General features: G+C 69.7%; 15 protein-coding genes. 13 read left to right on the forward strand and 2 right to left on the reverse strand.

Annotated features, from left to right (window positions below; all coding sequences use genetic code 11):
• Positions 1 to 62 precede the first annotated feature (62 nt).
• From ACGGCP_RS14185 to ACGGCP_RS14215, 7 genes are all read left to right on the forward strand, one after another.
• The gene (locus ACGGCP_RS14185; RefSeq protein WP_392965836.1) at positions 63 to 1,034 is read left to right on the forward strand and encodes an ABC transporter permease; all 972 of its coding nucleotides are present in this window, start codon (positions 63 to 65) and stop codon (positions 1,032 to 1,034) included.
• A gap of 13 nt (positions 1,035 to 1,047) precedes the next feature.
• A complete protein-coding gene (locus ACGGCP_RS14190; protein WP_392965839.1) occupies positions 1,048 to 2,013 on the forward strand; it encodes a carbohydrate ABC transporter permease in 966 nt (321 codons plus the stop codon).
• 58 nt (positions 2,014 to 2,071) lie between these two features.
• Complete coding sequence (locus tag ACGGCP_RS14195) at positions 2,072 to 3,706, forward strand: ABC transporter substrate-binding protein (protein WP_392965842.1); 1,635 nt, start codon at positions 2,072 to 2,074, stop codon at positions 3,704 to 3,706.
• A gap of 80 nt (positions 3,707 to 3,786) precedes the next feature.
• Positions 3,787 to 6,219: a glycoside hydrolase family 2 TIM barrel-domain containing protein gene (locus tag ACGGCP_RS14200; RefSeq protein ID WP_392965845.1), complete on the forward strand. Its 2,433-nt coding sequence runs from the start codon at positions 3,787 to 3,789 to the stop codon at positions 6,217 to 6,219.
• Between the two features lie 108 nt (positions 6,220 to 6,327).
• Positions 6,328 to 6,468 carry a putative Ig domain-containing protein gene (locus tag ACGGCP_RS14205; protein ID WP_392966317.1) on the forward strand — a complete coding sequence of 47 codons (141 nt, stop codon included), beginning with the start codon at positions 6,328 to 6,330 and terminating at the stop codon, positions 6,466 to 6,468.
• Between the two features lie 16 nt (positions 6,469 to 6,484).
• On the forward strand, positions 6,485 to 10,084 hold the full coding sequence (locus ACGGCP_RS14210; protein WP_392965847.1) for an alginate lyase family protein: 3,600 nt from the start codon (positions 6,485 to 6,487) through the stop codon (positions 10,082 to 10,084).
• A 103-nt stretch (positions 10,085 to 10,187) separates the two neighbouring features.
• The gene (locus ACGGCP_RS14215) at positions 10,188 to 14,708 is read left to right on the forward strand and encodes a discoidin domain-containing protein (protein WP_392965850.1); all 4,521 of its coding nucleotides are present in this window, start codon (positions 10,188 to 10,190) and stop codon (positions 14,706 to 14,708) included.
• 57 nt (positions 14,709 to 14,765) lie between these two features.
• On the opposite strand, the gene ACGGCP_RS14220 is transcribed toward ACGGCP_RS14215, so the two are convergent.
• The gene (locus ACGGCP_RS14220) at positions 14,766 to 15,449 is read right to left on the reverse strand and encodes a hypothetical protein (protein WP_392965853.1); all 684 of its coding nucleotides are present in this window, start codon (positions 15,447 to 15,449) and stop codon (positions 14,766 to 14,768) included.
• A 198-nt stretch (positions 15,450 to 15,647) separates the two neighbouring features.
• Here ACGGCP_RS14220 and ACGGCP_RS14225 point away from each other — a divergent pair, with 198 nt between their 5' ends.
• Entirely contained in the window at positions 15,648 to 17,450 is a 1,803-nt protein-coding gene (locus tag ACGGCP_RS14225) for a ricin-type beta-trefoil lectin domain protein (protein ID WP_392965856.1), read from the forward strand.
• Between the two features lie 24 nt (positions 17,451 to 17,474).
• Here the strand turns inward: ACGGCP_RS14225 and ACGGCP_RS14230 are convergent, their stop codons facing one another.
• A complete protein-coding gene (locus ACGGCP_RS14230) occupies positions 17,475 to 18,518 on the reverse strand; it encodes a LacI family DNA-binding transcriptional regulator (protein ID WP_392965858.1) in 1,044 nt (347 codons plus the stop codon).
• 172 nt (positions 18,519 to 18,690) lie between these two features.
• On the opposite strand from ACGGCP_RS14230, the gene ACGGCP_RS14235 reads away from it, so the two are divergent.
• From ACGGCP_RS14235 to ACGGCP_RS14255, 5 genes are all read left to right on the forward strand, one after another.
• Complete coding sequence (locus tag ACGGCP_RS14235; protein ID WP_392965861.1) at positions 18,691 to 19,302, forward strand: RICIN domain-containing protein; 612 nt, start codon at positions 18,691 to 18,693, stop codon at positions 19,300 to 19,302.
• A 74-nt stretch (positions 19,303 to 19,376) separates the two neighbouring features.
• Positions 19,377 to 20,282, forward strand: a complete 906-nt coding sequence (locus ACGGCP_RS14240; RefSeq protein WP_392965864.1) for an alpha/beta hydrolase family protein — start codon at positions 19,377 to 19,379, stop codon at positions 20,280 to 20,282.
• Between the two features lie 8 nt (positions 20,283 to 20,290).
• Complete coding sequence (locus ACGGCP_RS14245; RefSeq protein WP_392965867.1) at positions 20,291 to 21,910, forward strand: family 43 glycosylhydrolase; 1,620 nt, start codon at positions 20,291 to 20,293, stop codon at positions 21,908 to 21,910.
• A 96-nt stretch (positions 21,911 to 22,006) separates the two neighbouring features.
• The gene (locus tag ACGGCP_RS14250) at positions 22,007 to 24,748 is read left to right on the forward strand and encodes a beta-L-arabinofuranosidase domain-containing protein (protein WP_392965870.1); all 2,742 of its coding nucleotides are present in this window, start codon (positions 22,007 to 22,009) and stop codon (positions 24,746 to 24,748) included.
• Between the two features lie 120 nt (positions 24,749 to 24,868).
• Complete coding sequence (locus ACGGCP_RS14255) at positions 24,869 to 25,612, forward strand: alpha/beta hydrolase (RefSeq protein ID WP_392965873.1); 744 nt, start codon at positions 24,869 to 24,871, stop codon at positions 25,610 to 25,612.
• The last annotated feature ends 28 nt before the right edge of the window (positions 25,613 to 25,640 follow it).

A 25,640-nucleotide genomic window follows, 5' to 3' on the forward strand; every position in this document is an offset into this window, starting at 1 on the left:
GTCATGAAATCGAGGCAGTCGAGGCGTCCCGCCAAGGGACGCAAGACGAATGCGGGGGTCCGATGACCGCCGTGGCAGAGGTCGGAACGCCGGTCGCGGCTGAGCGGACGCAGCAGCCGGTGCGCCCCAAGAAGTCCCTCGGCCGCCGCATCCGCCGCCACTGGCAGCTCTACGTCCTGCTCGCGGTCCCCGTGGCGCACTTCGTGATCTTCAAGTACATCCCCATGGCGAACTCGGTCATCGCGTTCAAGGACTACAACGTCATCCAGGGCGCCTGGGGCAGCCCCTGGGTCGGGCTCGAGCACTTCCAGCGGTTCTTCGGCAACCCGCTGTTCTGGACGCTCATCAAGAACACGCTCGTCCTGAGCCTCTATGCGTTCCTCGCCGGGTTCCCGATCCCGGTCATCCTCGCCCTCGCCCTCAACGAGGTACGCCGCCGCTTCTTCAAACGCACGGTCCAGATGGTCACGTACGCGCCGCACTTCATCTCCACGGTGATCGTGGTGTCGATGGCGATCCTGATCTTCTCCCCGCAGATCGGCCTGGTCGGCAAGATGACCGGCTTCTTCGGCCTCCCCGAGGTCAACTTCCTCAACGACCCCGGCTTCTTCCGGCACGTCTACGTCTGGAGCGACGTGTGGCAGACCGCCGGGTACGCGGCGATCATCTACATGGCCGCGCTGGCGGGCATCGACCCGAGCCTCTACGAGGCCGCGCGCATCGACGGGGCGAGCCGCCTGCAGAAGATCTGGCACGTCGACCTGCCCGGCATCATGCCCACCGTCGTCATGGTCCTCATCCTCAGCGTCGGCGGCATCATGGCCGTCGGCTTCGAGAAGGCGTTCCTGCTGCAGAACCCGCTGAACCTCTCGCAATCGGAGATCATCTCGACCTACGTGTACAAAATCGGCCTGCTCAACGCCGACTTCAGCATGTCGACGGCGGTCGGGATGTTCAACTCCGTCATCAACCTGGTGCTGCTGCTGGCCGTGCACTTCACGGCCAAGCGCGCCACCGGCTCAGGACTCTGGTGAAGGGAACCCCGACATGGCACTGACCTCGAACGCCGAGACTGAGACCGAGACCGAAGAGGCCCCGCGCTCCGGCCGCCGCGCGCCGCGCCGCTCCTCCACCCGGGTGCACGACACCTTGGTCGACCGCGTCTTCATGACCGGCGTCTACATCCTGCTCACGACCTTCATGCTCGTGATCCTGGTGCCGCTGGTCAACATCGTCGCCAACTCGTTCTCCAGCCCGAACGCGGTGAACAGCGGCGAGGTCTTCCTGTGGCCGGTCGAGTTCACGACCATCGGCTACGAGACCGTGCTGAGCGACCCGCAGATCCTGCGCGGCTTCATGAACTCATTTCTGTACACCGTCGGCGGGACGCTGCTGAGCCTCATCCTCACCGTCGCCATCGCCTACCCGCTCTCACGCCGCGAACTGGTGGGCCGCAAGGCGATCATCACCGGCATCCTGTTCACGATGCTGTTCGCGGGCGGCCTCATCCCCATGTACCTCGTCGTGCAGTCGCTCGGGATGCTGAACACCCGCTGGGCACTCATCGTCCCCGGCGCGATCGGCGCCTGGCAGGTCCTCATCGCGATGACCTTCTTCCAGAGCCAGATCCCCGACAGCCTCTACGAGGCCGCCGAACTCGACGGCGCGAGCGACTTCCGCATCCTGTGGTCGGTGGTCCTGCCGCTCTCGAAGCCCCTCCTGGCCGTGATCGCCCTGATGTACGCGGTCGGCACCTGGAACTCCTACTTCGACGCGCTCATCTACCTGCGCGATCCCGATCTCTATCCGCTGCAACTGGTCCTGCGGAACATCCTCATCCTCAACACCCAGGTCTCCGGCCTCTCGGCCTCCGAGCAGCTGGAGATGCAGAAGGTCGCCGACCTCATGAAGTACGCCCTCATCGTCGTCTCGACCGTCCCCGTCCTCCTCGTCTACCCGTTCGTCGCGCGCCACTTCACCAAGGGCGTGATGATCGGCGCCGTGAAGGGCTGATCCCCAAGGGACACACCGGCACTGGTCCAACCTCTCAATGATGAAAGGAACTCCTCCAATGCGACGCAGACTTTCGGCCCCGACGGCCGCCCTCGCGGTCATCGCCGTCGCGGCGAGCGCACTCGCCGCGTGCTCCGACGAGCCCGAGACCTCACCGGACGGCGTCATCACGCTCTTCGCCCCGCAGTGGCCCGACCAGCCGCTCGACGACAACGCCTTCACCAAGCACATCGAAGCGAAGTTCGACGTCGACCTGCAGTTCGAGACCACCACCTACGACGCCGGACCGGCGGCCGAGAAGCGGCAGATCTCCCTCGCCAGCGGCGACTACCCCGACGCCTACATGCTGGTGCCGTGGGTGACCCAGTTCAGCCGCGACGAGATCGAGACGCTGGGCAGTCAGGGCGTGATCGTCCCGCTGCAGGACCTCGTCGCCGAACACGCGCCGAACATCACGGCCGCCTTCGAGAAGGTCCCCGAGTACGAGCAGCGGGCCTACAACTCCGAAGGGGTCCTCTGGGGCCTGCCGCAGTGGAACGACTGCTTCCACTGCCAGTACAGCTCGAAGCTGTGGATGAACCAGGCCTGGCTCGACACCCTCGGCCTGGTGCAGCCCACCACCCCTGAGGAGCTGCGGACGGTCCTCGAGGCCTTCAAGACCCAGGACCCCAACGGGAACGGCCAGGCCGACGAGATCCCGCTCTCCGGTGCCGTCGGCAACCCGATCCTGCCCTACCTCATGAGCCCTTTCGCCTACTCGGGCGGCTTCGACACCACCGGCGCGACGCCCGCCTCCCTCGCGCTCGACGGCGACCAGGTCGTCCTCCAGCCCACCACCGACGGCTGGCGCGAAGGCCTCACCTACATCCGCGAACTCTGGGAGGACGGGCTCGTCGACGACGGCGCCTTCACCCAGAACGGCGAAGCGTTCGGCGTCAAGACCGACAACCCCGACGCGGTGATCGTCGGCGCCACCACCGGGCAGCAGCCAGCGTCCAACATGGACCTCGAAGACGGCCGCAACTTCCAGTACCAGGCCGTGCCGCCCCTCACCGGACCCGACGGCGACAACGTCTCATGGGCCGGCGGCGGACCGCTCAGCGCCTCCTTCGTGATCACCAACCGCGCCAGCGAAGCCAAGCAGCAGAAGCTGATCGAGATCATGGACTACATCTACACCTACGAAGGCCACCTCCTCGGGGAGTTCGGCGAGGAAGGCGTCAACTGGGCGCGGCCCGAAGCGGGCGACGTGCCCCTCGACGAGACCATGCCGCCGCTGTTCAAGACGCTCACCGCGCCGGAAGGCCAAGGCGTCAACACCGCCTGGGGCGCGATGACCCAGTACTTCAGCGACGCCGAGTTCCGGGGCGGCCAGATCGTCCCGACCGATGTCAACACCCGCGAAGGCTACGAGCGCCGCCTCTTCGAGGCCACGCTGCCATACTCCGAGGCGGACACCAGCAAGGCCTTCCCCTACTGGGAGGTGTCGGTCACCGGCGACCAGGCGCAGGAGCTCTCCACCGTCCAGACCAACCTCGAGACCTTCCTCTCGCAGGCCAACGCCGAGTTCATCACCGGCATCCGCGACATCCGCGACGACGCCGCCTGGCAGTCCTTCCAGGACGAGATCAACGGCTTCGGCGCGGAGCAGTACACCGCGATCTACCAGACCGCCTGGGACGAAGTGAAGTAACCGGTCCCGCGACTACGGGCCGCCCGCGCCACCACACGGGCGGCCCGCCACCCCAACCAGCCCAGAAAGGCACCCACCGCATGATCCGCGAACAGCGCTTCATCAACGACGACTGGACCTTCGCGTACGGCGAGCACCCCGGAGCGGAGTCCGCTCCGGCCGACGACACCTGGTTCGATGTCGGACTGCCGCACACCTTCGACCTCCCCGACTTCCGCGAGCAGCACTTCTACGTCGGCCACGGCTGCTACCGCCGCACCGTCCACATCGACCCTGAATGGATCGGCCGGTGGGTCGCCCTCGAATTCATGGGCGTCTTCCAGACCTGCGAGGTCTACCTCAACGGCCGCCTGGCGGGCCGCCACGAAGGCGGCTTCACGCCCTTCACCGTCGACCTCTCCAACCTCGTCAAAGCCGGTGCGAACGACGTGTTCATCCGCGTCGACAACATCTGGAACCCGCGCCTCGCTCCCCGCGCGGGCGATTACAGCTTCAACGGCGGCATCCACCGCGACGTGAGTCTCGTCGTCGCCGACCAGGTCCGCATCGACTGGTACGGCATCGGCGTCACCACCCCCGAGGCAAGCGCCGAGCACACCGCCGTCAACGCCTCCGTCACCATCGTCAACGACGAGCGCCACCCGGTCACCGTCGCCGTCGCCGCCGTCATCACCGACCCGGCCCGGCACCCCGTCGCCGCCATCGACACCGTCTACCGCACGGTCCCCGCCCGTTCGACAACCACTGTGGACATCGAGGGCGCGATCGACAAGCCGCTCCTGTGGCACCCCGACCACCCCCACCGCTACACCCTCACCGCCTCGGTAGCCGTCGACGGCATCGCCCGCGACACCCAGACCACGCATTTCGGCGTCCGCTGGTACGAGTTCACCGCCGACCAGGGCTTCTTCCTCAACGGCGAACACCTGGACCTCCACGGCGCCAACGTCCACCAGAACCACGGCGGCTGGGGCGACGCCGTCACCCGCGCCGGCATCCGCCGCGACATCACCCTCATCAAGGAGACCGGGATGAACATCATCCGCGGCTCCCACTACCCCCACCACCCCTACTTCGCCGAGGAGTGCGACCGCCAGGGCCTCCTGTTCTGGTCCGAACTCCACTTCTGGGGCATGGGCGGCGAGAGCGTCGAAGGCTACTGGTTCGCCAGCGCCTACCCCGTGGTCGAGGCCGACGAGGCCGACTTCGAGGAGAGCCTGCGACGCGCCCTGCGCGAGATGATCCGCACGCAGCGCAACCACCCGTCGATCATCACCTGGAGCATCGGCAACGAGGCGTTCTTCAGCGACGAGCCCGTGATGGACAAGGCGCGGGCGCTCACCGTGGAACTCGTGGCGCTGGCGAAGGAGCTGGACCCGACCCGCCAGATCGCGGTGGGCGGCGTGCAGCGCGGAGGCTTCGATGTGCTCGGCGAGATCGCCGGGTACAACGGGGACGGGGCCGAGCTCTTCCACGACCCCGGTATTCCCAACCTCGTCTCGGAATACCATGGCGTGCAAGGGCGAGGCCCCGGTACGTACGAAGTGCGGTGGGAGCACGGCGTCGAGGTCGACTACCCGTGGCGCTCGGGCAAGATCCTGTGGTGCGGCTTCCACTACAAGTCGATCGCCGAAGGCGCCGGCCTGCAGGGCATCGTGAACTACTGGCGCGTGCCGCGCCGCTCGTACTGGTGGTACCGCAAGCAGTTGCGCGGGATCGAGCCGCCGGTGTTCCCTGAGCCGGGCACGGCGGTCGCCCTGCGGCTGCGCTCGGACTTCGACCGGATGCCGACGGACGGCACGGGCGACGTGCAGCTGACCGTGGAGATGCTCGACGCGGACGGGAACCACGTGCTCGACGACCGGCCGGTCCAGTTGACCGTGGTCGAGGGCGAGGGGCTGTTCCCTTCGGGCCGTTCGATCACGCTCTCACCGGAGACCGACAGCATCGCCGACGGTCAGGGTGCGGTCGAGTTCCGCTCGTACGTCCCTGGCGTGCAACGCATCCGTGCCCGCTCTGAAGGTCTGCGCGACGCCGAGATCACGGTGATCGCCGAGGGCGAGCCGAAACCCGCGCGGACGCGGCCGTTCCGCCACGCCGAGCCCGCGCCGTCGGTCATGGTCGCGCCGGAGGGGAGCGGCATGAGTTCGCTGGTCGCGTACCGCCCGGTCGCTGTGAGCAGCGCCGAGCCGGGGCACGAGGGCGGCCATGTGACGCTCAAGGGCGACGGGTTCTGGCGGGCCGCGAGGCGCGGGCCCGAGGAGTGGATCGCCGCGAACCTGGAGTTCGAGTACGACATCAAGCAGGTCGAGATCGCGTTCGCCGAGCCGGTGACGCAGCCGTGGGTCCTGGAGTCGAGTCTGGACGGTCGCGAGTTCTCGCTGCTGTACAAGGGCGTGCCGGAGCCGGATGCGGTGTCGGTGGACGTCGAGTTCGACCGCCACCCCGCCAGGTACGTGCGCGTCTCCTTCCCTGAGCAGCCGCTGGACGTGCGGGAGATCCGCGTCCACTAGTTCGTCCGGCGCCCGCCTCCGGGCGGGCGTGAAGGTCACTTCGGCGGGGGCCAACACGGTCTACTCCGTGAGCGTGACCGGTTCCCGGAAGAGTTCGAGGCCGAAGGGCTGCCCGAGGGTCTGGTGCTGGACGCCCTCACCGGTGTAGTGTCCGGTGCTGCGGTAGAAACCGGTTCCTATGACGTGACGTTCGGCGCCACGAACGGGAACGGCACCGTCCAGCACACCGCCACCATCACGGTCGCCTAACCCCCAGGGAGTCGAGATGCAGCAGCACCGCCCGACCCGCCGCGTGTTCCTGCGCGGCGCCGCCGGAACCATGATCGCCGTCGGCGCCGGCGCGGCGCTGCCGTCCGCCCCCGGATTCGCCGCGCCCGCATTCGCTTTCAACCACCCCGGCCTGCTCCACACGGCCGGTGACCTGGAGCGGATGCGGGCCGCGGTCGCGGCGGGGGAGGAGCCGGTCCACTCCGGCTTCGCCGCCATGGCCGCCCACGGCCGCTCAGCCCACGACTACCGGATCCGCAACACCGGCCAGATCACCACGTGGGGACGCGGTCCCGGCAACTACATGGCCGAGGCCGCCGAGGACGCGGGCGCGGCCTACCAGAACGCGCTCATGTGGGCGATCACCGGCGACGAGCGCCACGCCGACAAGGCCCGAGACATCCTCGACGCCTGGTCGTCCTCGCTGACGGCGATCACTGGTGCGGACGGCCAGCTCGGCGCGGGCCTGCAGGGCTTCAAGCTTGTGAACGCCGCAGAACTGCTGCGCCACAGCGGATACGACGGATGGCCGGAGGAGTCGGTCGCCCGCTGCGAGGCGTCGTTCAAGACCGTCTGGTACCCGTCGGTCTCGGGATACGCCCTGTTCGCCAACGGCAACTGGGACCTCGCGGCGTTCCAGACCGTCATCGCGATCGCGGTGTTCTGCGACGACCGGGTCATGTTCGAGGACGCGGTCCGCTACGCCCTCAACGGCTCCGGGAACGGCTCGATCACCGGGATCGTCGTGGACGCGACCGGCCAGGGCCAGGAGAGCGGCCGCAGCCAGGCGTACGCGCAGCTCGCCCTCGGCCTGCTCAGCGACGCCGCCGAGATCGCCTGGAACCAGGGGGTCGATCTCTTCGGCCACGAAAGCAAACGCATTCTCGCCGGGTTCGAGTACACCGCGAAGTACAACCTCGGCGAGGACGTGCCGTTCTCCGCCGACCTCGACCGCACCGGCAAGTACTTGAAAACCGCTGTCGCGGCCGGGAACCGAGGCCAGTTCCGGCCCATCCACGAACTCGCGTACGCGCACTACGCGGGCCGCATGGGCATGGAGGCGCCCTACCTGGAGCGGGTGCTCAACCGCGGCGGCGCTCGGAACATCGAGGGCTACAGCGACGACCATCCTTCGTGGGGCACTTTGACCTTCGCGCGCGAATTCGCCGAACCCGCTGCACCGCAAGCGCCGCCGCCCGCGCCCGCCGGGCTCGGTGCGGACGGCTCGAGCGGCGCGGTCGCGCTCACTTGGGCGGCCGCAGTCGAGACGGCGAGCATGATTCCGGCCGCGTCGTACACCGTGCGGCGCGCGGGACTCGAAGGCGATTTCGCCACGCTCGCAGCCGGAGTCACAGAAACCGGTTTCACTGACAATTCGGCCCGTTCCGGGCAGACCTACGTGTACGCCGTGTCTGCTGCGAACGAGGCGGGCGAAGGCCCCGACTCACTCGGCATCGCCGTCACCGCCGGACTCCCGGCGTCTTGGGCGGGCGCTGACGTGGGCGGTGCGCGCCCGTCCGGCCGTTCGAACTTCGACGGCCAGGCGTTCCGCATCGAAGGCGGCGGCAGCGACATCGCGGGCACCGCCGACAGCTTCCACTTCACGCACCTGCCGCTGCGCGGGGACGGCGTGCTCACCGCCCGGATCGCGTTCCCCGTGAGCTCCCAGTACGCGAAGGTCGGCGTGATGATGCGCGCGTCCCTCGACGCGGACGCCGCCTGCGCGGCCATGCTCGTCCAAGGGCTCCCGCTGCACACCTGGAGCGGCGTGTGGGCCACCCGCGCCGCAGCAGGGGACGCCATGAGCGGCACCGGGTCGCTGCCGGTGCCCCCGACCCAGCAGCGGGCCATCACGGCCGACGCCGGGTTCCCCATCGCGAACCTCGGGTCGCTCCCTGCCTCGGCCACGCCGCTTCCCGCGCCCTATGTGGAGGGAGCGAGCGACGGCTACCGCTGGCGCATGCCCTACTGGGTCCGCATCGAGCGCAAGGGCGGCAAGTTCACCGGTTCGATCTCGCGCGACGGCCAGGTCTGGGAGAAGGTCGGCTCCACCGAACTCGAACTGCCCCGGGACCTCCATGTCGGGCTTGCGACCTGCTCGGTGCTCGGCGTCGACGCCGACTACGCCGAGACCACCAGTGCCGTCTTCGATCACGTGACCGCGCCCGGCTGGTCGACGCCCGCCCCCGCCTGGAACCCCGTTTCGCTCGAAGCCCGGTCCGGCGAGAGCGCGGTCGAACTCACCTGGAGCGGCGGCGATCTCGCTGCCCGCTATTCGCTCGAACGCGCCACGGCCGCAGACGGACCCTTCACGGTGATCGCGAGCGGCATCGGCCCGGTCGGCTACGGCGTCCGCGCCCGCTACGACGACGCCACCGGAACGCCTGGCACCGAATACCACTACCGGGTGAGGGTCGTGCAGGCCGCCGGGGACGGTCCGCCGTCCCCGGCGGCCGCCGCCAAGATGCCCGTCCCGCCCGCGCCGGAACTCGCCGACGCGACGACGGTCGCGAACACCGGGACAGCCTTCACGCACCTCGTTCTCGCCGAAGGCCACCCGACCGGATTCACCGCGACCGGCCTCCCGGACGGCCTCGCCATCGACGCCGACTCCGGCCTGATCACCGGGAAGCCCACGGCCACAGGCACATTCGCCGTCGAAGTCAGCGCCGCCAACGCCTCCGGCACGGCCAAGGCGACCCTCGGCCTAACGGTAGGGACGCCCCCGCCCGCGCCGTGGCGCTACCGGGACCTCGGCGACACCGTCACCGATGACCGCGACCTGGGCTCGCGCGGTGTGGTCCTCGTGCGCGCGCCGGGCATCACCGGCCACGCCGCCGAGTCGGGAACGTTCACGGTGCGTGGAGCGGGTACTGACATGAACCTCATCGGCCAGGGCATGACCGTCCACTACGCCTACGTCCCGCTCGAAGGCAACGCCACCGTGATCGCCCGCGTCGCCGCCTGGGCGGGCGCGTCCGGCGCGGGCCGGGCCGGGGTGCTGCTCGCCAAGTCGCTCAACCCGTTCGACCAGGCCGCGGCGGCGGTCGTGAACCCGGCCGGCCTCCCGCAGTTCTTCCGGCGCACCCGCGTCGCCTTCCGCTCCGACACGACCGACGGCACCGGCACCCCGACCTGGCTGCGGCTCACCAGAGAAGGCGACGCCTTCACCGCCGCGGCCTCGACCGACGGCGACACCTGGACCGTGATCGGCGCGCCGCAGAGCATCGTCAACTTCGGCACCGCCACCTACTACGCGGGCCTGGCCGTCGTCTCCGGCAACCCCCTGGCGCTCGCCACGGCCGACTTCGCGGACGTCACGGTCACCCCGTGGTTCCCCGACGCCACCGTGCGCGCCGTGGCCCGCGAGCGCTTCGACCACCGCGTCGCCACCGCGACCGCGGCGACGTTCACGGCGACCGGGCTCCCGCGAGGCCTGGCCATCGACGCCGACACGGGCCGCATCACCGGCGCGCCGCGCGCCACCGGGACGTACCCCGTCTCGATCACCGCCGCCAATGCCGCAGGCACCCGCACCGGGACGATCACCTTGTGCGTCAGCCGATCCGGCTCGGACGAGGAGGCGCGCACGGACTGAACGACACCGGACCCCGCGCCCGGCACCCGACGCCACCCCGGCAGCTTCCGCAGATGTTGAGATATATATCGAACTCGATGTTTACCTGAAGAAGGAACCCGCCATGCACCGCTCAACGGCAGCCGACGACGACCGCCGCCCCCTCGCCCGAGCCGCCGTGCTCGCCCTCGCGCTGGCGCTCGCCGTCGGCTCGCTCCTGTTCGCGCCCATGGGCGCCCGGCCCGCGTCGGCGCAGTCGACAACCGCCTGCGACGTCCAGTTCCACTCCACCGTCAGCGAACAGGGCTTCACCCACCCCGGCGTCGGCCTCACCGAACCGGTTCTCCAGAACGTGCGCGACCAGATCGCCGTCGGAGCCGAGCCCTGGACCTCCTCCTTCGAAGCCATGAAGCAGTCGGGTGCGGCGGGTACGAACGAGACCTCCTCGAACCGCTCCAGCGCCGACCCGACCAAACCGGCCTCCGACGCGTTCAACAGCCAGGGATTCAACTCCCGGTTCATCGCCGACGGCCTCAAGGCCTACACGCAGGCCGTCATGTGGACACTGACGGGCGACCCGGTCCACCGCAAGAACGCGCTCGACATCATCCGCATCTGGGAGCAGATGGACCCGGCGAAGTACCAGTACTTCACCGACTCCCACATCCACACCGGCATCCCGCTCAACCGCATGGTCACCGCCGCCGAGCTGCTGCGCTACACCAGCTGCGGCGCGGACGAGGCCCACCCGTGGACCGAGGCGGACACGCAGGCGCTCACCGCGAACCTCATCGAGCCCTCGATCGCCACGTTCATGTCCTCGCCGGACCGGTTCATGAACCAGCACAACTACCCGCTCATGGGCTCCATGGCCGGGGCGATCTTCATGGACGACAAGGACCTCTACGACGAGAAGGTCGAGTGGTACACCGTCAACTCGACCGCCAAGGACCAGGGCTTCAACGGCTCCATCTCGCGCCTGTTCCGTATGGTCACGCACAACGACGCCACCGGCGAAGCGGTCGACCCGCACGTGCAGCACGTCGAGATGGGCCGCGACCAGGCCCACGGCGGCGGCGACATCACCAACGCCGTGATCCTCGCCCGCATGCTCCTCGCCCAAGGCACCGAAGTGGACCCCGAGACGGGCACCGTCTCGACCGCCGCGAACGCCGTCGGCCCCTACGAGTTCCTCGGCGACCGCATCCTCGACGCCGCCGACTACTTCTGGCAGTTCATGCAGGGCTACGACACCGAGTGGACGCCCGTGGCGTATGCGATCTCGCCCGACGGCACGATCCGCGACACCTACAACCACATCTCGAACTCCTACCGCGGCCGGTACGCCACCGCGAGCTTCTGGGAGATCTACTACCACTACAAGTTCACGCTCGGCCAGGACATCGAGACGATGGCCCCGTACTACGCCGAGGCGTACGCCAAACGCCCCGGGCCGCTCTCGTACCGCAGCGGCGGCGTCAACAACGCCTGGGACAACGGCGACGGCGGCGGCGACTCGTGGCTTTTCGCCCCGGCCGAAGCCGCGGGCGAGCCGGTCCCGCCGCTCGAACCGAGCGGCACCATCCTCGAAGTCGAAGACCGCTACACGCACCTCGCCGGGGACGTGACCGCCGCCGACGAGTACGTCCGCATGGAGCCGGGCTCGGAGATCGCCTACCTCAACGGCGGCAACGGCAAGCCCTCCACGGCCTTCCGCGTCCGCACCGAAGGCGCGGCCGAACTCCGCTTCGGATACGGCTACGACACCACCGTGCTCGTCCCCGACACCGGAGGCGAATGGCGGTACGTCGTCCTCGCGAAGACCCTGGGCGACATCATCTTCATCGAAGCCGAAGGCGCGGCCGTCGAGATCGACCACATCAACACGAACGTCGCCGCCGAGCTCACCCCGCCCTCGTTCGCCGACGCGCCCGCGCGCGTCTTCGGATGGGCCGGAACCGAACTCACCGCGGACCAGGCCGCGACCGGCGCCGACTCGATCGCCTACAGCGCCAGCGGCCTCCCCGACGGCGCACACCTCGACGCCGACACCGGGGCCCTGACCTGGACGCCCGCCGAAGCCGACTCGGCCGTCGTCACCATCACCGCCTCGGACGGCGAGACCGCCACGTCCCGCCGCCTCGAACTCGTCGCGGGCGGCGACCGGGCCGGGGCCCTCGCCCTCATCGCCGCCGACCACGACGCCGAAGCGGTCTACGAAACCGCCTCGGAGCAGGCCTACACCGACGCGCACGAAGCCGCCGAAGCCCTGCGCAAGCAGGGCACCGACAGCGAATACCTCGCGGCGCTGGCCGACCTCGTCACCGCCGTGGACGGACTGCGCCTCGCCTCGCCGCTCATCGAAGACGGCAGCCTCGACTATTCGTCGCGGCTCGCCACCTCGACCCTCGGCGACGCCGCCCGGAACATGACCGACGACGACAACCAGACCGGCGTCTGGTACGGGCTCGCCCAAAACCTCTCCCACACGCTCGACTTCGGTCCCGACTACCGCGTCTCGGCAGAGAAGTTCGGCTTCCAGAGCAACATCTTCGCCGACCGCCTCGCCAACTCCGCCGTCTACGGCTCCAACGACGGCACGACATGGACCCGCCTGACCCCGGGCGTCACCGCCTACACCCAGGACTTCAACACTCTCGACGTCGTCGAAGACCTCCGCGACGACGAGTTCCGGTACATCAAGGTCCAGATGCTCGAACCCCTGCCCGACGTCCTCTACGGCGTCGTGCGGAACCTGTTCGAGATGAACGAGTTCCACATCTGGGGCGAGCGCCGCGAGATCGGGAACCAGGTCAAGACCGCCTCGATCGCCTCCGAACAGGCGGTCGCGGGCAAGATCGCGATGGGCGACACGGTCGACGTGACCGTGACGGCCAAGGCCCCGATCGACGCGCTCACCGTGAACGTCTCCGGCATCGAAGCCGAAGCCGCATCGGAGGACGGCGTCACCTGGACCGCCTCCGTCGCGCTCGACGGCATCGAACCCGGCAACGTCACCCTCGCCGTCGACTACGTGGACGCCGGAGGCTGGGAAGGACCGACCTTCCACGGCACCACCGACGGCACGAAGCTGTACATCGCGGGCGACCGCGACCGGTACATCGACGTCGCCGACCTCGCCACGGTCCTCGCCTCCGACAAGCAGTGGCCCGGCAACGGCCTCAGCGCCGAACAGATCGGCTACCTCCTGTTCGACGGCGACGCCGCCACCGAAGGCGACCTCAACAGCGGCAACGCCTACTACACGGTCGACTTCGGGGCAGGAGCCTCGGTGAAGCTCGACGAGGCGATGTTCCTGCCGCGAGCCTGCTGCTTCGCCCGCATGAACGGCACCTTCGTCCAAGGCTCGAACGACGGCCAGACCTGGACCGACCTCACCCAGCCGGTGTCCGGTGCGGCCCAAGGCAGCTGGAAACGACAGAACGCCACAATCGGCGAGTACTACCGGTACTTCCGCATCAACAACGCCAACGTCTGGAACGGCAACCTCGCCGAAGTCGAGCTCTACGGCGACTTCGCCTACGACGACTCCTACTTCGACGCCCGCGTCGAGGACACGAGCACGGCCACCCGCGCCAGCGCGTACCTGTACGAGGAAGAGGTCGCCCGCATCAGGGCCGCCCTCGCAGAGGGAGGCGCCAACCGCACCGCCCTCCTGGGCGACCTGCTCGCGGCGGCGGCGCTGATCGTGCCGCAGACGACCCTGTTCCCCGAGATCGAGGTCCCGCAGTCGGGCGTCACCGCCTCCAGCATCTCCTGGGACGGCACCGTGGACGCCGCCGCCAACGGCTGGCGGGCCTTCGACGGCGACCCGGCCACGTCGCCGGACACGAAGACCGGGAGCGGATGGGTGAAGGTCGACCTGGGGGAGGGGAACGCGACCGCGCTGGCGGGCGTGGACTTCCTGCCGCGCACCGGGAACCACTTGCGCGCCAACGGGGCCCAGATCCAGGGTTCGAACGACGGCTCGACGTGGACCACGCTCGCGACGATCTCGGGGGTGACGAAGGCCGAGTGGGGGAGTGTCGCGATCACCGACACGACCGAGTACCGCTACCTGCGCTACTACACGCCGAACGGCTTCGCGAACATCGCCGAGCTGGAGTTCCTGGAGCGGACGGTCGACCGGACCCTGGTCGACCTGCTGCTCGACCGGACCGTCCTCCTGAACGAGGCGGACTGGACCGCCGAGTCCTGGGCGGCCCTCGAAGCCGCTGCGGCGGAGGCGAACGGTCTTGACGAGACCGCCGCTCAGTCTGCGGTGGACACTGCCGCCGACGCGCTCGACACCGCCCTCGATGGCCTGGTGTGGAACGTGCCGGACTGGGAGGAGGGCGAGCGCTACGCCGAAGGCGCGCGGGTCGTCTACGACGGCCGTGTGTGGACGGCGCAGTGGACCGCGAACAACCAGGTGCCGGGCGGATCCGCGTACGGTGCGTGGGCGGAGTCGGGCGCGAGGTCCGTGTGCGACGGGACGGTCGCGGCGGCGTGGACGCCCTCGACGGTCTACGAGGAGGGCGGCCAGGCGGTCTTCGACGGATCGCTCTGGCGGGCCGAATGGTGGACCAGGAACCAGGAGCCCGGGATCGCCTACGGCCCTTGGGAGGAGATTGGGGCCTGCTAGACCCTCGGCCTGACCATGCCGGGGCGGCGCTTCCTGCGCCGTCCCGGCCTTCGTCGTTCAGGCCACCGGTTCCCAGGGGACGGGGGCGCTGAAGCTCGCGCCGAGGAGGCGCGAGAGGTTCCAGTAGTCGTCGTCGACGGGTTCGTGGTCGGCGAGGAGCAGGCGGGCCGGAGGGAACGTCCTTCCGGTCCGCAGCTGCGCGATGGCGACGAGCTCGTCCCGGCCTGCGGCTCCGCCGTCCATCGCGGCCAGTGCGGCGCGGAGCGCGGGCTGGAAGGCGCCCTCCTCCCAGAGGCCTTCGATCTCGTCGAGCTCGACGGTGATGAACTTCCCGGGCGCGGCGGCGACGGCGTCGCGGAGCATCGCCGCGTGTTCGTCAAGGGGCCCTTCGGCTTCGAAGATCCGGTTGAGCGCGGGGAGGGCGGCGTCGAGCTGGGCGAGCGCTAGGTCCTTGGCGACGAGGGGCGCGACGGCCTCGACCTCTTCGTCCTCGTCCTCCTCGTCGGTCTCGACGAAGTCGCCGGTGGCCTCGTCGAACTCGTAGAAGGTCGCGTCGGGGTCGGCCTCGATGAGGATGGTCTCGGTGCGGATGTCCGCCGGGCGGAAGAGCGCGAGCCACAGCAGCGGGACGCAGCGGACGTCGTAGGCGACGACGCCGGTGTCCGGTTCGAAACCGTCGTCCGTGGTCGACGGGTAGAGGGATTCCCGGTCGGTGGTGCAGAGGTACGAGGAGTTCGGCATGGCCGGAGCCTATCCGGGGCTGCCGACGTTCCGCGCGCCTTGACCAGATATCGACAACTGTCTATGGTGGTGTGATCGAAACGTTCGCTCTGTGAGGCGAAAGTTTCGCAGCGGCCCGGTCCCCCTCGGTGCCGCGTCCACCGCCGTCTTCCGTTGCGGCCGCTCCCATCCGAGAAGCACCCGACACCTGGAGTACGAATGAGACTGAGAGCGCTCACATCGCGAGGTCGCGGCACCGCCGCGCTCCTCCTGGCATTCCTCATGGTCCTGTCCGCGCAGCTGCTCGCACCGCAGGCGGCGCAAGCGCAGACGGGGCTGACCGTCAACCTCGCCTCCGACGCGGGCCCGTCGGAAGGGGTCGGGCTCGGCTTCCTCTACGGCGTCAACGCGGACGGCTCGCAGCCGCCCGCCTCGTTGCTCGACCCCCTGCGGATGAACGCGTTCCGCGGCGGCGGCCACGTCTCGCGCGGCTGGATCGAGGACGGCTACCGCAACGGCCAGGCGACCCAAGCCGTGCTCGGCTCGATCACCTCGCAGGCGCGGCGCTTCACCGCCGCCCCGCACAACGCGCAGTACCAGGCGATCCTCAGCGACATGTACGGCGCGTACGGCGGCCAGGGTGCGAACACCATGTACCCCTGCGACAACGGGAACTGCTCGAACTGGGTGACCTTCCTGGAGACCGTGGTCGGGCAGCTGCGCGACACCGGCCTGCCGATCAGCTACGACATCTGGAACGAGCCGGACATCGACATCTTCTGGACGCGCGGGGTCAACAGCCCGCAGTACTTCCAGATGTGGGACACGGCCGTGCGCACCATCCAGCGCGTCGACCCCGACGCCGAGATCGTCGGCCCGTCGTTCGCGTACACGCCCGACCGCCGCCCCGAGCAGTGGCAGACCTTCCTCGCGCACGTCAAGGCCGCGAACACGCTGCCCGACATGATCGCCAACCACACCCTGGGCAACGTCGACGACCCTGTGGCGGTCGGCGATGCCACGCTGGCCGCATTGGCGCGCAACGGCATCCCGGCGCTGCCGCTCTCGGCCAACGAGTACCAGCCGCAGAACATGCAGACCGCCAACGTCACCGCCTGGTACCTGGCGCGGTTCGCCCAGTCCGACTACGACAACGCGATCCGCGGCAACTGGGTCTGCTGCCTCACCCCGAACCTGACCGGGCTGCTGACGCAGTCCGGCGGCACCTGGCAGACCACGGGCAACTGGTGGGTCATGAAGTCCTATGCGGACATGACCGGGACGCTCGTGCAGACCTCCGGGCAGGTGAACGGCACGGCGATCTCCGCGTCGAAGGACGAGGCGGCCCGGCGCGCGGTGGCCGTGCTCGGGAACATCAACGGCACCACCGGTTCGACGACGGTGACGTTCAACGGCCTGGCCTCGGTGCCGTGGCTGACCGAGGGCGGGAACGTCCACGTCACGGTCAACCGCATCCCCGAAGCGGCCCCGCTGAGCGCGCCGCAGGTCGTGTACAGCCAGGACGTGAGCACCGCGAGCGGTTCGATCACGGTGCCCGTCAACATCCAGAGCGCCCGCGACGCGTACTCGGTCTACCTGACCCCGGCCACCGGCGGCGGAGGCGACGAGACCGGGCAGCTGCGCTCGACGGGCTCGAGCCGGTGCCTCGACGTGCCGAACTCCTCGACCACGGCCGGGACCCGGGTGCAGATCTGGGACTGCCACAGCGGCGCGAACCAGCAGTGGACGCTGAACGCCGCCGGCGAGCTCTCCGTCTACAGCGGAGGGTCGCGGCGCTGCCTCGACGCCTACGAGAACCAGACGACCGCGGGCACGCCGGTGATCATCTGGTCCTGCCACGGAGGCGCGAACCAGCGCTGGTCGCTCCAGGCGGACGGCACGGTCAGGAACGGTCTGTCGGGCCTGTGCCTCGACGTGAACGGCGCGGCGACCGCGAACGGCACGCAGGCGGTGCTGTGGACCTGCCACGGCCGGTCGAACCAGCAGTGGACCCTGGGCTGACCCGCCTCCCCGCCCGTCCGCGCCTCAGCGGGCGGGCGGGGAGGTGCTCTCGCGCAGGACGAGTTCGGTGGCGATCTCGACGCGGCGTTTGGGCGGGGTGCGGCCCTGCGTGAGGTCGAGGAGGGTCGCGGCGGCGGTGGCGGCCATGTCGCGAAGTGGCTGGCGCACGGAGGTGAGCGGCGGGATCATCCACTTCGCCTTCGGCAGGTCGTCGAAGCCGACGACGCTGAGGTCGTGGGGCACGCGCAGGCCGAGCTCGGCGGCCGCGTGGTAGACGCCGAGCGCCGATCCGTCGTTGCACGCGAAGATCGCCGTGGGCGGGTCGGGGAGGCGCAGGAGGGTGCGCGCGTGGTCGCGGCCGTCCTCGATCTGGAAGTCGCCCAGGCACACCAGCGCCGGGTCGACGGGGACGCCCGCGAGGTCCATCGCGGCGCGGAAGCCGTCGAGGCGGGCGCGGCCCGCGAGGACGCGTTCGGGGCCGGTGATGACGGCGATGCGGCGGTGCCCGAGCTCGAGCAGGTGCCGGGTGGCCTCCAGGCCGCCGTTCCAGTTGCTGGTGCCGACGGAGGGGTCGTCGTGTCCGGGCTCGCCGGTGGGGTCGACGGCGACGATCGGGATGTCCCTGGCGCGCAGGCGTTCGCGTTGCTCCTCGGTGACGCCGCAGAAGACGGGGATGACGCCGACGGGGCGGCGGGCGAGGACGTCCTCCACCCAGCCGCGGCCGGGCACGTGGCTCCCGCCGAGTTCGGAGACGACCACGCCGAGGCCGTTCGCGCGGGCGACGGAGCTGACCCCGTTGATGACCTCGACCGGGTAGAGCCCGCGCACCTCGTGGAAGACGAGCTCGATGAGCGGAGCGGGCCGGGAGGGCCGCTTCTGGCGGCGGTAGCCGTGCTGGCGGATGAGGCCCTCGACGAGTTCGCGGGTCTCGGGCGCGACGTCGAGCCGCCCGTTCACGACCTTGGAGACGGTGGCGACGGAGACGCCCGCGTGTTCTGCGAGCTGCGCGATCGTGAACGGACCGGCCTGGGGGGCGGGGTCGGCGGCGGTGCCGGGGGAGGAGGTCATCCGTGGAGTCTAGCTGCGGTTGCGTCGATAGTTTCGGGTCGATACCGGTTCCACACTTGACACAGATCGAGGGTTATCGATAACTTGTATTCGGAAGTTTCGATTCACTATTCGAAACTTTCGGAAGCCTCGACCCCGGCATTCGAGGCCCTGCAAGCGAACAGGAGCACCGATGACCCCGCACCCGGCACCCGACCTCGCGGTCCTGGCGAGGTGGACCCGCGCCCTGGCCGCCCTCGCCGCCGCGGCCGTGCTCGCCACGGCCGGGCTGCTCGGCCTCGCGCCCGACCGCGCCGAGGCCCAGCCGACCGCCAGCGACTGGTACACCGTCCAGTCGCGCCACTCCGGCCTCGTCCTCGACATCCAGAACGCCTCCACCGCGACCGGCGCGCTCCTGACCCAGTACACGAACTTCGAAGGCACCAACCAGCAGTTCCGCTTCATCGACCTCGGCAACGGCTACCACGTCATCCAGGCCCGGGGCTCCGGGCTGGTGCTCGACGTCTCCGGCGCCAGCACCGCCGACGGCGCGAACGTCATCCAGTGGACCCGCCACGACGGCGAGAACCAGCAGTGGAAGGTCACCCGCGACTCCAGCGGCCACTACGCGATCGTCAACCGCCGCTCCGGGAAGGCCCTCGACGTCCACAACTGGTCGACCACCCCCGGCTCCCAGATCGTGCAGTACGCCCCCACGGGCGCCGCCAACCAGCAGTGGACGCTGACCGCCGTCGCCGCCACGTGCGGCGCCGACACCGTGTTCGCCGCCCTCGCCGGCGCATAGACCCGGGGCGGCCGGCGCCATCGAGCGATACCGAACCGGCCGCCCCGCCCAATCACCGCGACAGAAGGAAACCCATGCAGCGCAGAACCGTCCTGAGCCTCACCGCCGCCGCGACCGCGAGCGTCGCGGCCGCCACGATCGCGCCGGTACCGGCCACCGCACGGCACGCGCCCAGCAAGCAGTACGCCGTCGGCTGGCGCGAGTTCGCGTGGAGCCGCGGCACCCGCCGCCTCACCACCCGGATCTTCTACCCCGCCACCGGAACCCCCGGCGCAGACCCGGTCAAGGACGCCCCGCTCGCCCCCGGGAAGTTCCCCGTCTGCGAGTTCAGCCACGGCCTCGGCGGCAACCCCGAGAGCTACGGCGTCATGAGCTGGCCGCTCGTCGCCGCCGGGTTCATCGTCCCCTCGCCCGTGTTCCCCACGACCACCACGGGCGCCGAAGGCAACATCGGCGACGTCTACAACGGCAACCAGTCCAAGGACGTCTCCGAAGTCCTCTCCCGCACGCTCGCCCTCAACGAGAAGGGCTCCGGCGACCCCTTCGAGGGATGCATGGACCTGCGCCGCGGCGTCGGCGCCGCCGGACACTCCCTGGGCGGCATGACCACCCACGGCCTCCTCACCGCCTGGCCCGACCCCCGCGTCACCACCGCGATCCCGTACGCCTGCGTCGACATGGGCGACCCCGACGGCACCGTCGACGCCAAGGCCCTCTTCGTCCACGGCGACCTCGACCCGATCTGCAAGTACCCGCTCGCACGCCAGGCCTACAGCGAACTGACCTCCCCGAAGGCCTTCATGACCCACACCGGGCAGGGCCACGACGAATTCATCTGGAACGGACCCACCTACCCCCAGACCGTCGCCACCAGCATCGACTGGATGCGCTGGGCGCTCTACGGCGACGAGCGGGCCTTCGACCGCCTCGCCGCCGACGCCTCCGGCGGCGGCATCGTCTGGGAGACGGACCTCGGCTGAGGAGCACCATGAACTGGATCGACCACGCCCTGCAGTACACCGCCAACCGCCGCCGCCTGTTCGTCACGGGCGCGGGCCTCGCAGCCGGAGCCGCCTTGTTCGCCCCCTACGCCGTCGGCGACGCCGAAGCGCAGCAGACCACCTTCGCGAACCCGGTCGTGTGGCAGGACTTCGCCGACGTGGAGGTCATCCGCGTCGGCGACGCCTTCTACATGACCGCCTCGACCATGCACTACTCGCCCGGCGCGCCCGTCCTGCGCTCCTGGGACCTCGTCAACTGGGAGTTCATCGGCCACTCCGTGCCCCGCCTCGACTTCGGCGCGAAGTACGACCTCAACGGGGGCCGCGGCTACGTGCGCGGCATCTGGGCCTCCACACTCGCCCACCGCCCCAGCGAGAACCGCTTCTACTGGCTCGGACAGATCGACTTCGCCCGCTCCTACATGTACACCGCGACGAACCCCGCCGGGCCGTGGACGCAGCACGCCCAGCTCCCGCGCGCCTACTACGACGCCGGGATGCTCGTCGACACCGACAACACCATGTACGTCGCGTACGGCAACACCCAGATCTCCGTCGCCCAGCTCTCCGCCGACGGCAAGACCGAGGTCCGCAACCAGCAGGTCTTCACCACGCCCGCGAACATCGGCACCCTCGAAGGCGCGCGCTTCTACAAGATCAACGGCAGCTACTACATCTTCCTCACCCGCCCCGCCAACGGCCAGTACATCCTCAAGGCCTCGTCCCCTTGGGGCCCTTACACACTGCGACAGGTCCTGCTCGACATGCCCGGCCCGATCCCCGGCGGCGGCGTCCCCCATCAGGGCGGCCTCGTCTCCACCCCCGGCGGGGCCTGGTACTACATGGCCTTCGTCGACGCCTACCCCGGCGGCCGCATGCCCGCCCTCGCGCCGATCACCTGGACCGCCGACGGCTGGCCGCAGGTCACCACCGTGAACGGCGCCTGGGGCCAGACCTACCCGTTCCCGAACCTCACCCCGCGCCCGGTGCCGCCGCTCACGGGCGCCGACACGTTCACCACCGCCGCTCTCGCACCCAAATGGGAGTGGAACCACAACCCCGACAACACGAAGTGGACCGCCGGAAACGGCCTCCGGCTCCAGACAGCGACGGTCACAGGCGACCTCTACGCGGCCCGCAACACCCTCACCCACCGCATTCAGGGCCCGAGCTCCACGGCCACCGTGGAACTCGACCTCGCGTCCATGAGGGACGGCGACCGCACCGGCCTGGCGATGCTGCGCGACGCCTCGGCCTGGATCGGCGTGCGCCGCGACAACGGCGTCCTGCGTGCGGTCATGTGGGACGGCCTGACCATGGACTCCAGCTGGAACACCACGGGCACCGGCACACAGCGGGCGAGCGCCGACCTGTGCGGCACCAAGGTCTGGCTGCGCGCCAAGGCCGACATCCGGCCCGGCTCCGGCCGCCAGGCCCAGTTCTCCTACAGCGAGGACGGCACGACCTTCGTCCCGCTCGGCCCCGCGTTCACGCTCAACAGCAACTGGACGTTCTTCATGGGCTACCGCTTCGCGGTCTTCAACCACGCCACGACCGCCCTCGGCGGGGCGGTGACCGTGCGGCGATTCGAGGTCGCGACGCCCTGAGCGAACGGACCGGGGAGATTCGTCGAACCGGTTCGTATTCAAAGCTATCGATCTCCGCTACAGTGTGGTTCTCGGTAACATGCAACGGAGGAACACATGCCAACGTCCCCTCTCAGCCGCCGCCGCCTCTTCCAAGCCGCGGGCGTCGCGGCCGTGGCCGCCACCGCCCCCGGCGTCGGCGGCGGCCACGCGCAGGCCGCACTCGCGCCCGCCAGGCCCGACATCGGCGCGGCCGCATACGAGTTCGACTTCGGCCAGGTCACCCTGAACGCGGGCCGCTGGCTCGACAACCAGAACCGCACCCTGACCTATCTGCGGTTCGTCGACGTCAACCGGCTCATGTACAACTTCCGCGCCAACCACAAGCTCTCCACCGGGGGCGCGGCCGCCAACGGCGGCTGGGACGCCCCGACCTTCCCGTTCCGCACCCACATGCAGGGCCACTTCCTCACCGCGTGGGCCCAGGCCTGGGCCGTCCTCGGCGACACCGTCTGCCGCGACAAGGCGAACACCATGGTCGCCGAACTCGCCAAGTGCCAGGCCAACAACGCGGCCGCCGGATTCGCCGCCGGGTACCTCTGCGGCTTCCCCGAATCCGACTTCACGGCCCTGGAGAACGGCACCCTCACCAACGGCAACGTCCCGTACTACGTCATCCACAAGACCCTCGCCGGGCTCCTCGACGTGTGGCGGCTCATGGGCTCCACGCAGGCCCGCGACGTGCTCCTCGCCTTCGCGGGCTGGGTCGACACCCGCACCGCGCGGCTCTCCTCATCCCAGATGCAGACCGTGCTCGGCCGCGAGTTCGGCGGCATGAACGCCGTCCTCACCGACCTCTACCAGCAGACCGGCACCGAGCGGTGGATGACGGCCGCGAAGCGGTTCGACCACGCCGCCGTCTTCGACCCGCTCGCGGCCGGGACCGACGCGCTCAACGGCCTGCACGCGAACACCCAGGTGCCCAAGGCGATCGGGGCCGCCCGCGAGTACAAGGCCACCGGCACCGCCAGGTACAGGGACATCGCCCGCAACTTCTGGAGCATCGTCACCGGCGCGCACACGTACGTCATCGGCGGCAACTCCGAGGCCGAGCACTTCCGTCCGCCGAACGCCATCGCGTCCTACCTGGACACCGACACGTGCGAGGGCTGCAACACCTACAACATGCTCAAGCTGACGCGCGAGCTGTGGCTGCTCGACCCAGACAACGCCGCGTACTTCGACTACTACGAGCGCGCCCTGCTCAACCACCTCATCGGCTGGCAGAACCCCGCCGACGCTCACGGGCACATCACCTACTTCACGCCGCTGAACCCCGGCGGGCGGCGCGGCGTCGGCCCGGCCTGGGGCGGCGGCACCTGGAGCACCGACTACAACTCGTTCTGGTGCTGCCAGGGCACCGGCATCGAGACGTTCACCAAGCTCATGGACTCCGTGTACTTCCGGGCCGGCACGACCCTCTACGTGAACCTGTACACGCCCTCGCGGCTGAACTGGACCGATCGCGGCATCACGGTCACGCAGTCCACTTCGTACCCCGTGAGCGACACTACGACGATCACCTTGGGCGGCAGCGCCTCCGGCTCGTGGACGATGCGCCTGCGCATCCCCGCCTGGACCGAGGGCGCGGTCATCAGCGTCAACGGCCAGGCCCAGGCGGTCACCGCGACGCCAGGCACCTACGCGGCGCTGACCCGCACGTGGGCCTCCGGCGACACAGTCACCGTGAAGCTCCCGATGCGCCTCCACATGCAAGCGGCCAACGACGACGAGAACGTCTCGGCGGTCGTCTACGGCCCCACGGTCCTGTCCGGGAACTACGGCAGCACCGCGCTCGGCACCCTGCCCTCGCTCGACGTCGACTCGGTCCAGCGGACCAGCACCTCGTCGCTCGCGTTCACCGCGACCGCCGACGGCTCCGCAGTGAACCTCGGCCCGTTCTACGACGCCCACGGCCACAACTACACCGTCTACTGGAACGCGGGCGGCGAGGGCGGATCGAGCGCCGCGCCAGCGTTCAAGCTCTACAACGCCAACTCGAACCTCGTCCTCGGCGTGCAGGACATGTCGACGGCCGCAGGCGGATTCGCGCTGCAGTGGAACGACACCGGGACCGCCGACCACAAGTGGGAGGTCGTCGCCTCCGGTTCGAACGTCAAGCTCCGCAACCGCAACTCCGGGCTCGTGCTCGGCGTACAGGACATGTCGACCGCCGACAACGCCCGCGTCCTCCAATGGGGCGACAACGGCACCGCCGACCACCTCTGGACCCTCGTCGACACCGGGGACGGCCGCCACAAGATCCGCAACGCCCACACCGGGAAGCTCCTGGCGATCCTCAACGCCTCGACCGCCGCGGGCGGCCAGGCGGTGCAGGACCCCGACAACGGGACCGCCGACAACCTCTGGCGCTTCGTCCCCGACGGGGCACGGCGGATCCAGAACGTCAACAGCGGCATGGTCATCGGCGTCCAGAACATGTCGACCGGCAACGGCGGCCTCGCGGTCCAGTGGGGGAGCACCGGCACCCCCGACCACTTCTGGACCGCCGTGCTCGACACCGGCGGGTACTTCAAGCTGCGCAACGGCAACAGCGGCAAGGTGCTCGGCGTCGAGAACGCCTCCACCGCCGCCGGGGCCCGCGTCATGCAGTGGGACGACAACGGCACGAACGACCACCGCTGGCGCCTGCGGTACGGCTCGAACGGCGCGTTCCGCATCCAGTGCGCCAACGGCGGCAAGGTCCTCGGCGTCCAGAACGCCTCGAAGACCCAAGGCGCCCAGGTCGTCACGTGGGACGACACCGGCGCGGCCGACCACCTCTGGCGCTTCGTCTAACCTCCCCGCCGGGCCTGTGCGAAACGTTTTCTCCCCAACGTCAGTCCAGGCCCGGCCCACACTCCGGGAGTACAATCCTCCGACAGGACGAAACGTTTTCCACGTGTTAGGTTGCCCCGCATGGAACCCCTGAACTTTCGACACGAAGACCGAACCATTCGCGGCACCGTCCACCTCCCGGAGCAGAACGACGCCCCCGCCGTCGTGCTCTGCCACGGCTTCTCGGGCAACCGCACCGAGTTCGGCCACACCTTCGTGCGCCTCGGCCGCCGCCTCGCCGAGCGCGGCATCGCCGCCTACCGGTTCGACTTCGCCGGAGGCGGCGACTCCGACGGCGAATACGGCGACATCACCGTCTCCGACCAGGTCTCGCAGGCCCTCGCCGCCCTCGACGCGGTCGGCGCGCAGCCCGGCGTCGACCCCGAGCGGCTCTCGCTCCTCGGCATGAGCCTCGGCGGCCTCACCGCTTCACTCGCCGCCGCGAAATGCCAGGTCAGGTCGCTCTCGCTGTGGGCCCCAGCCGCGATCGCCGTCGGGAACGAGACCAACCGGGAGCGCCAGGCCCGGATCGACGAGCACGGCTACGACGACTTCGGCGGCACGCCGGTCTTCCAGCGGTTCGTGGACGACGCCGAGACCGTCGACGCGTTCGCCGACGCCGCGGGCCACGACGGGCCCGTGCTCCTCGCCGTCGGCAGCGAGGACCACCTGTTCGGCGCGGACGTGTTCGACGGGTACGACGGCCTCTACGGCGACCGGCTCGAGAAGCACGTGGTCGACGGCGTCGGCCACGGCTTCGAGACCGTCCCCGCCCGCGAGCACCTCCTCGAACTCACCGAGGCGTTCCTCCTGCGCCACGCCTAGAACGGGACGCCCCGTGCCGGGTACGTCG

The sequence above is a fragment of the Glycomyces sp. NPDC048151 genome (assembly GCF_043202775.1).
In the GTDB taxonomy this organism is placed as follows: Bacteria; Actinomycetota; Actinomycetes; order Mycobacteriales; family Micromonosporaceae; genus Glycomyces.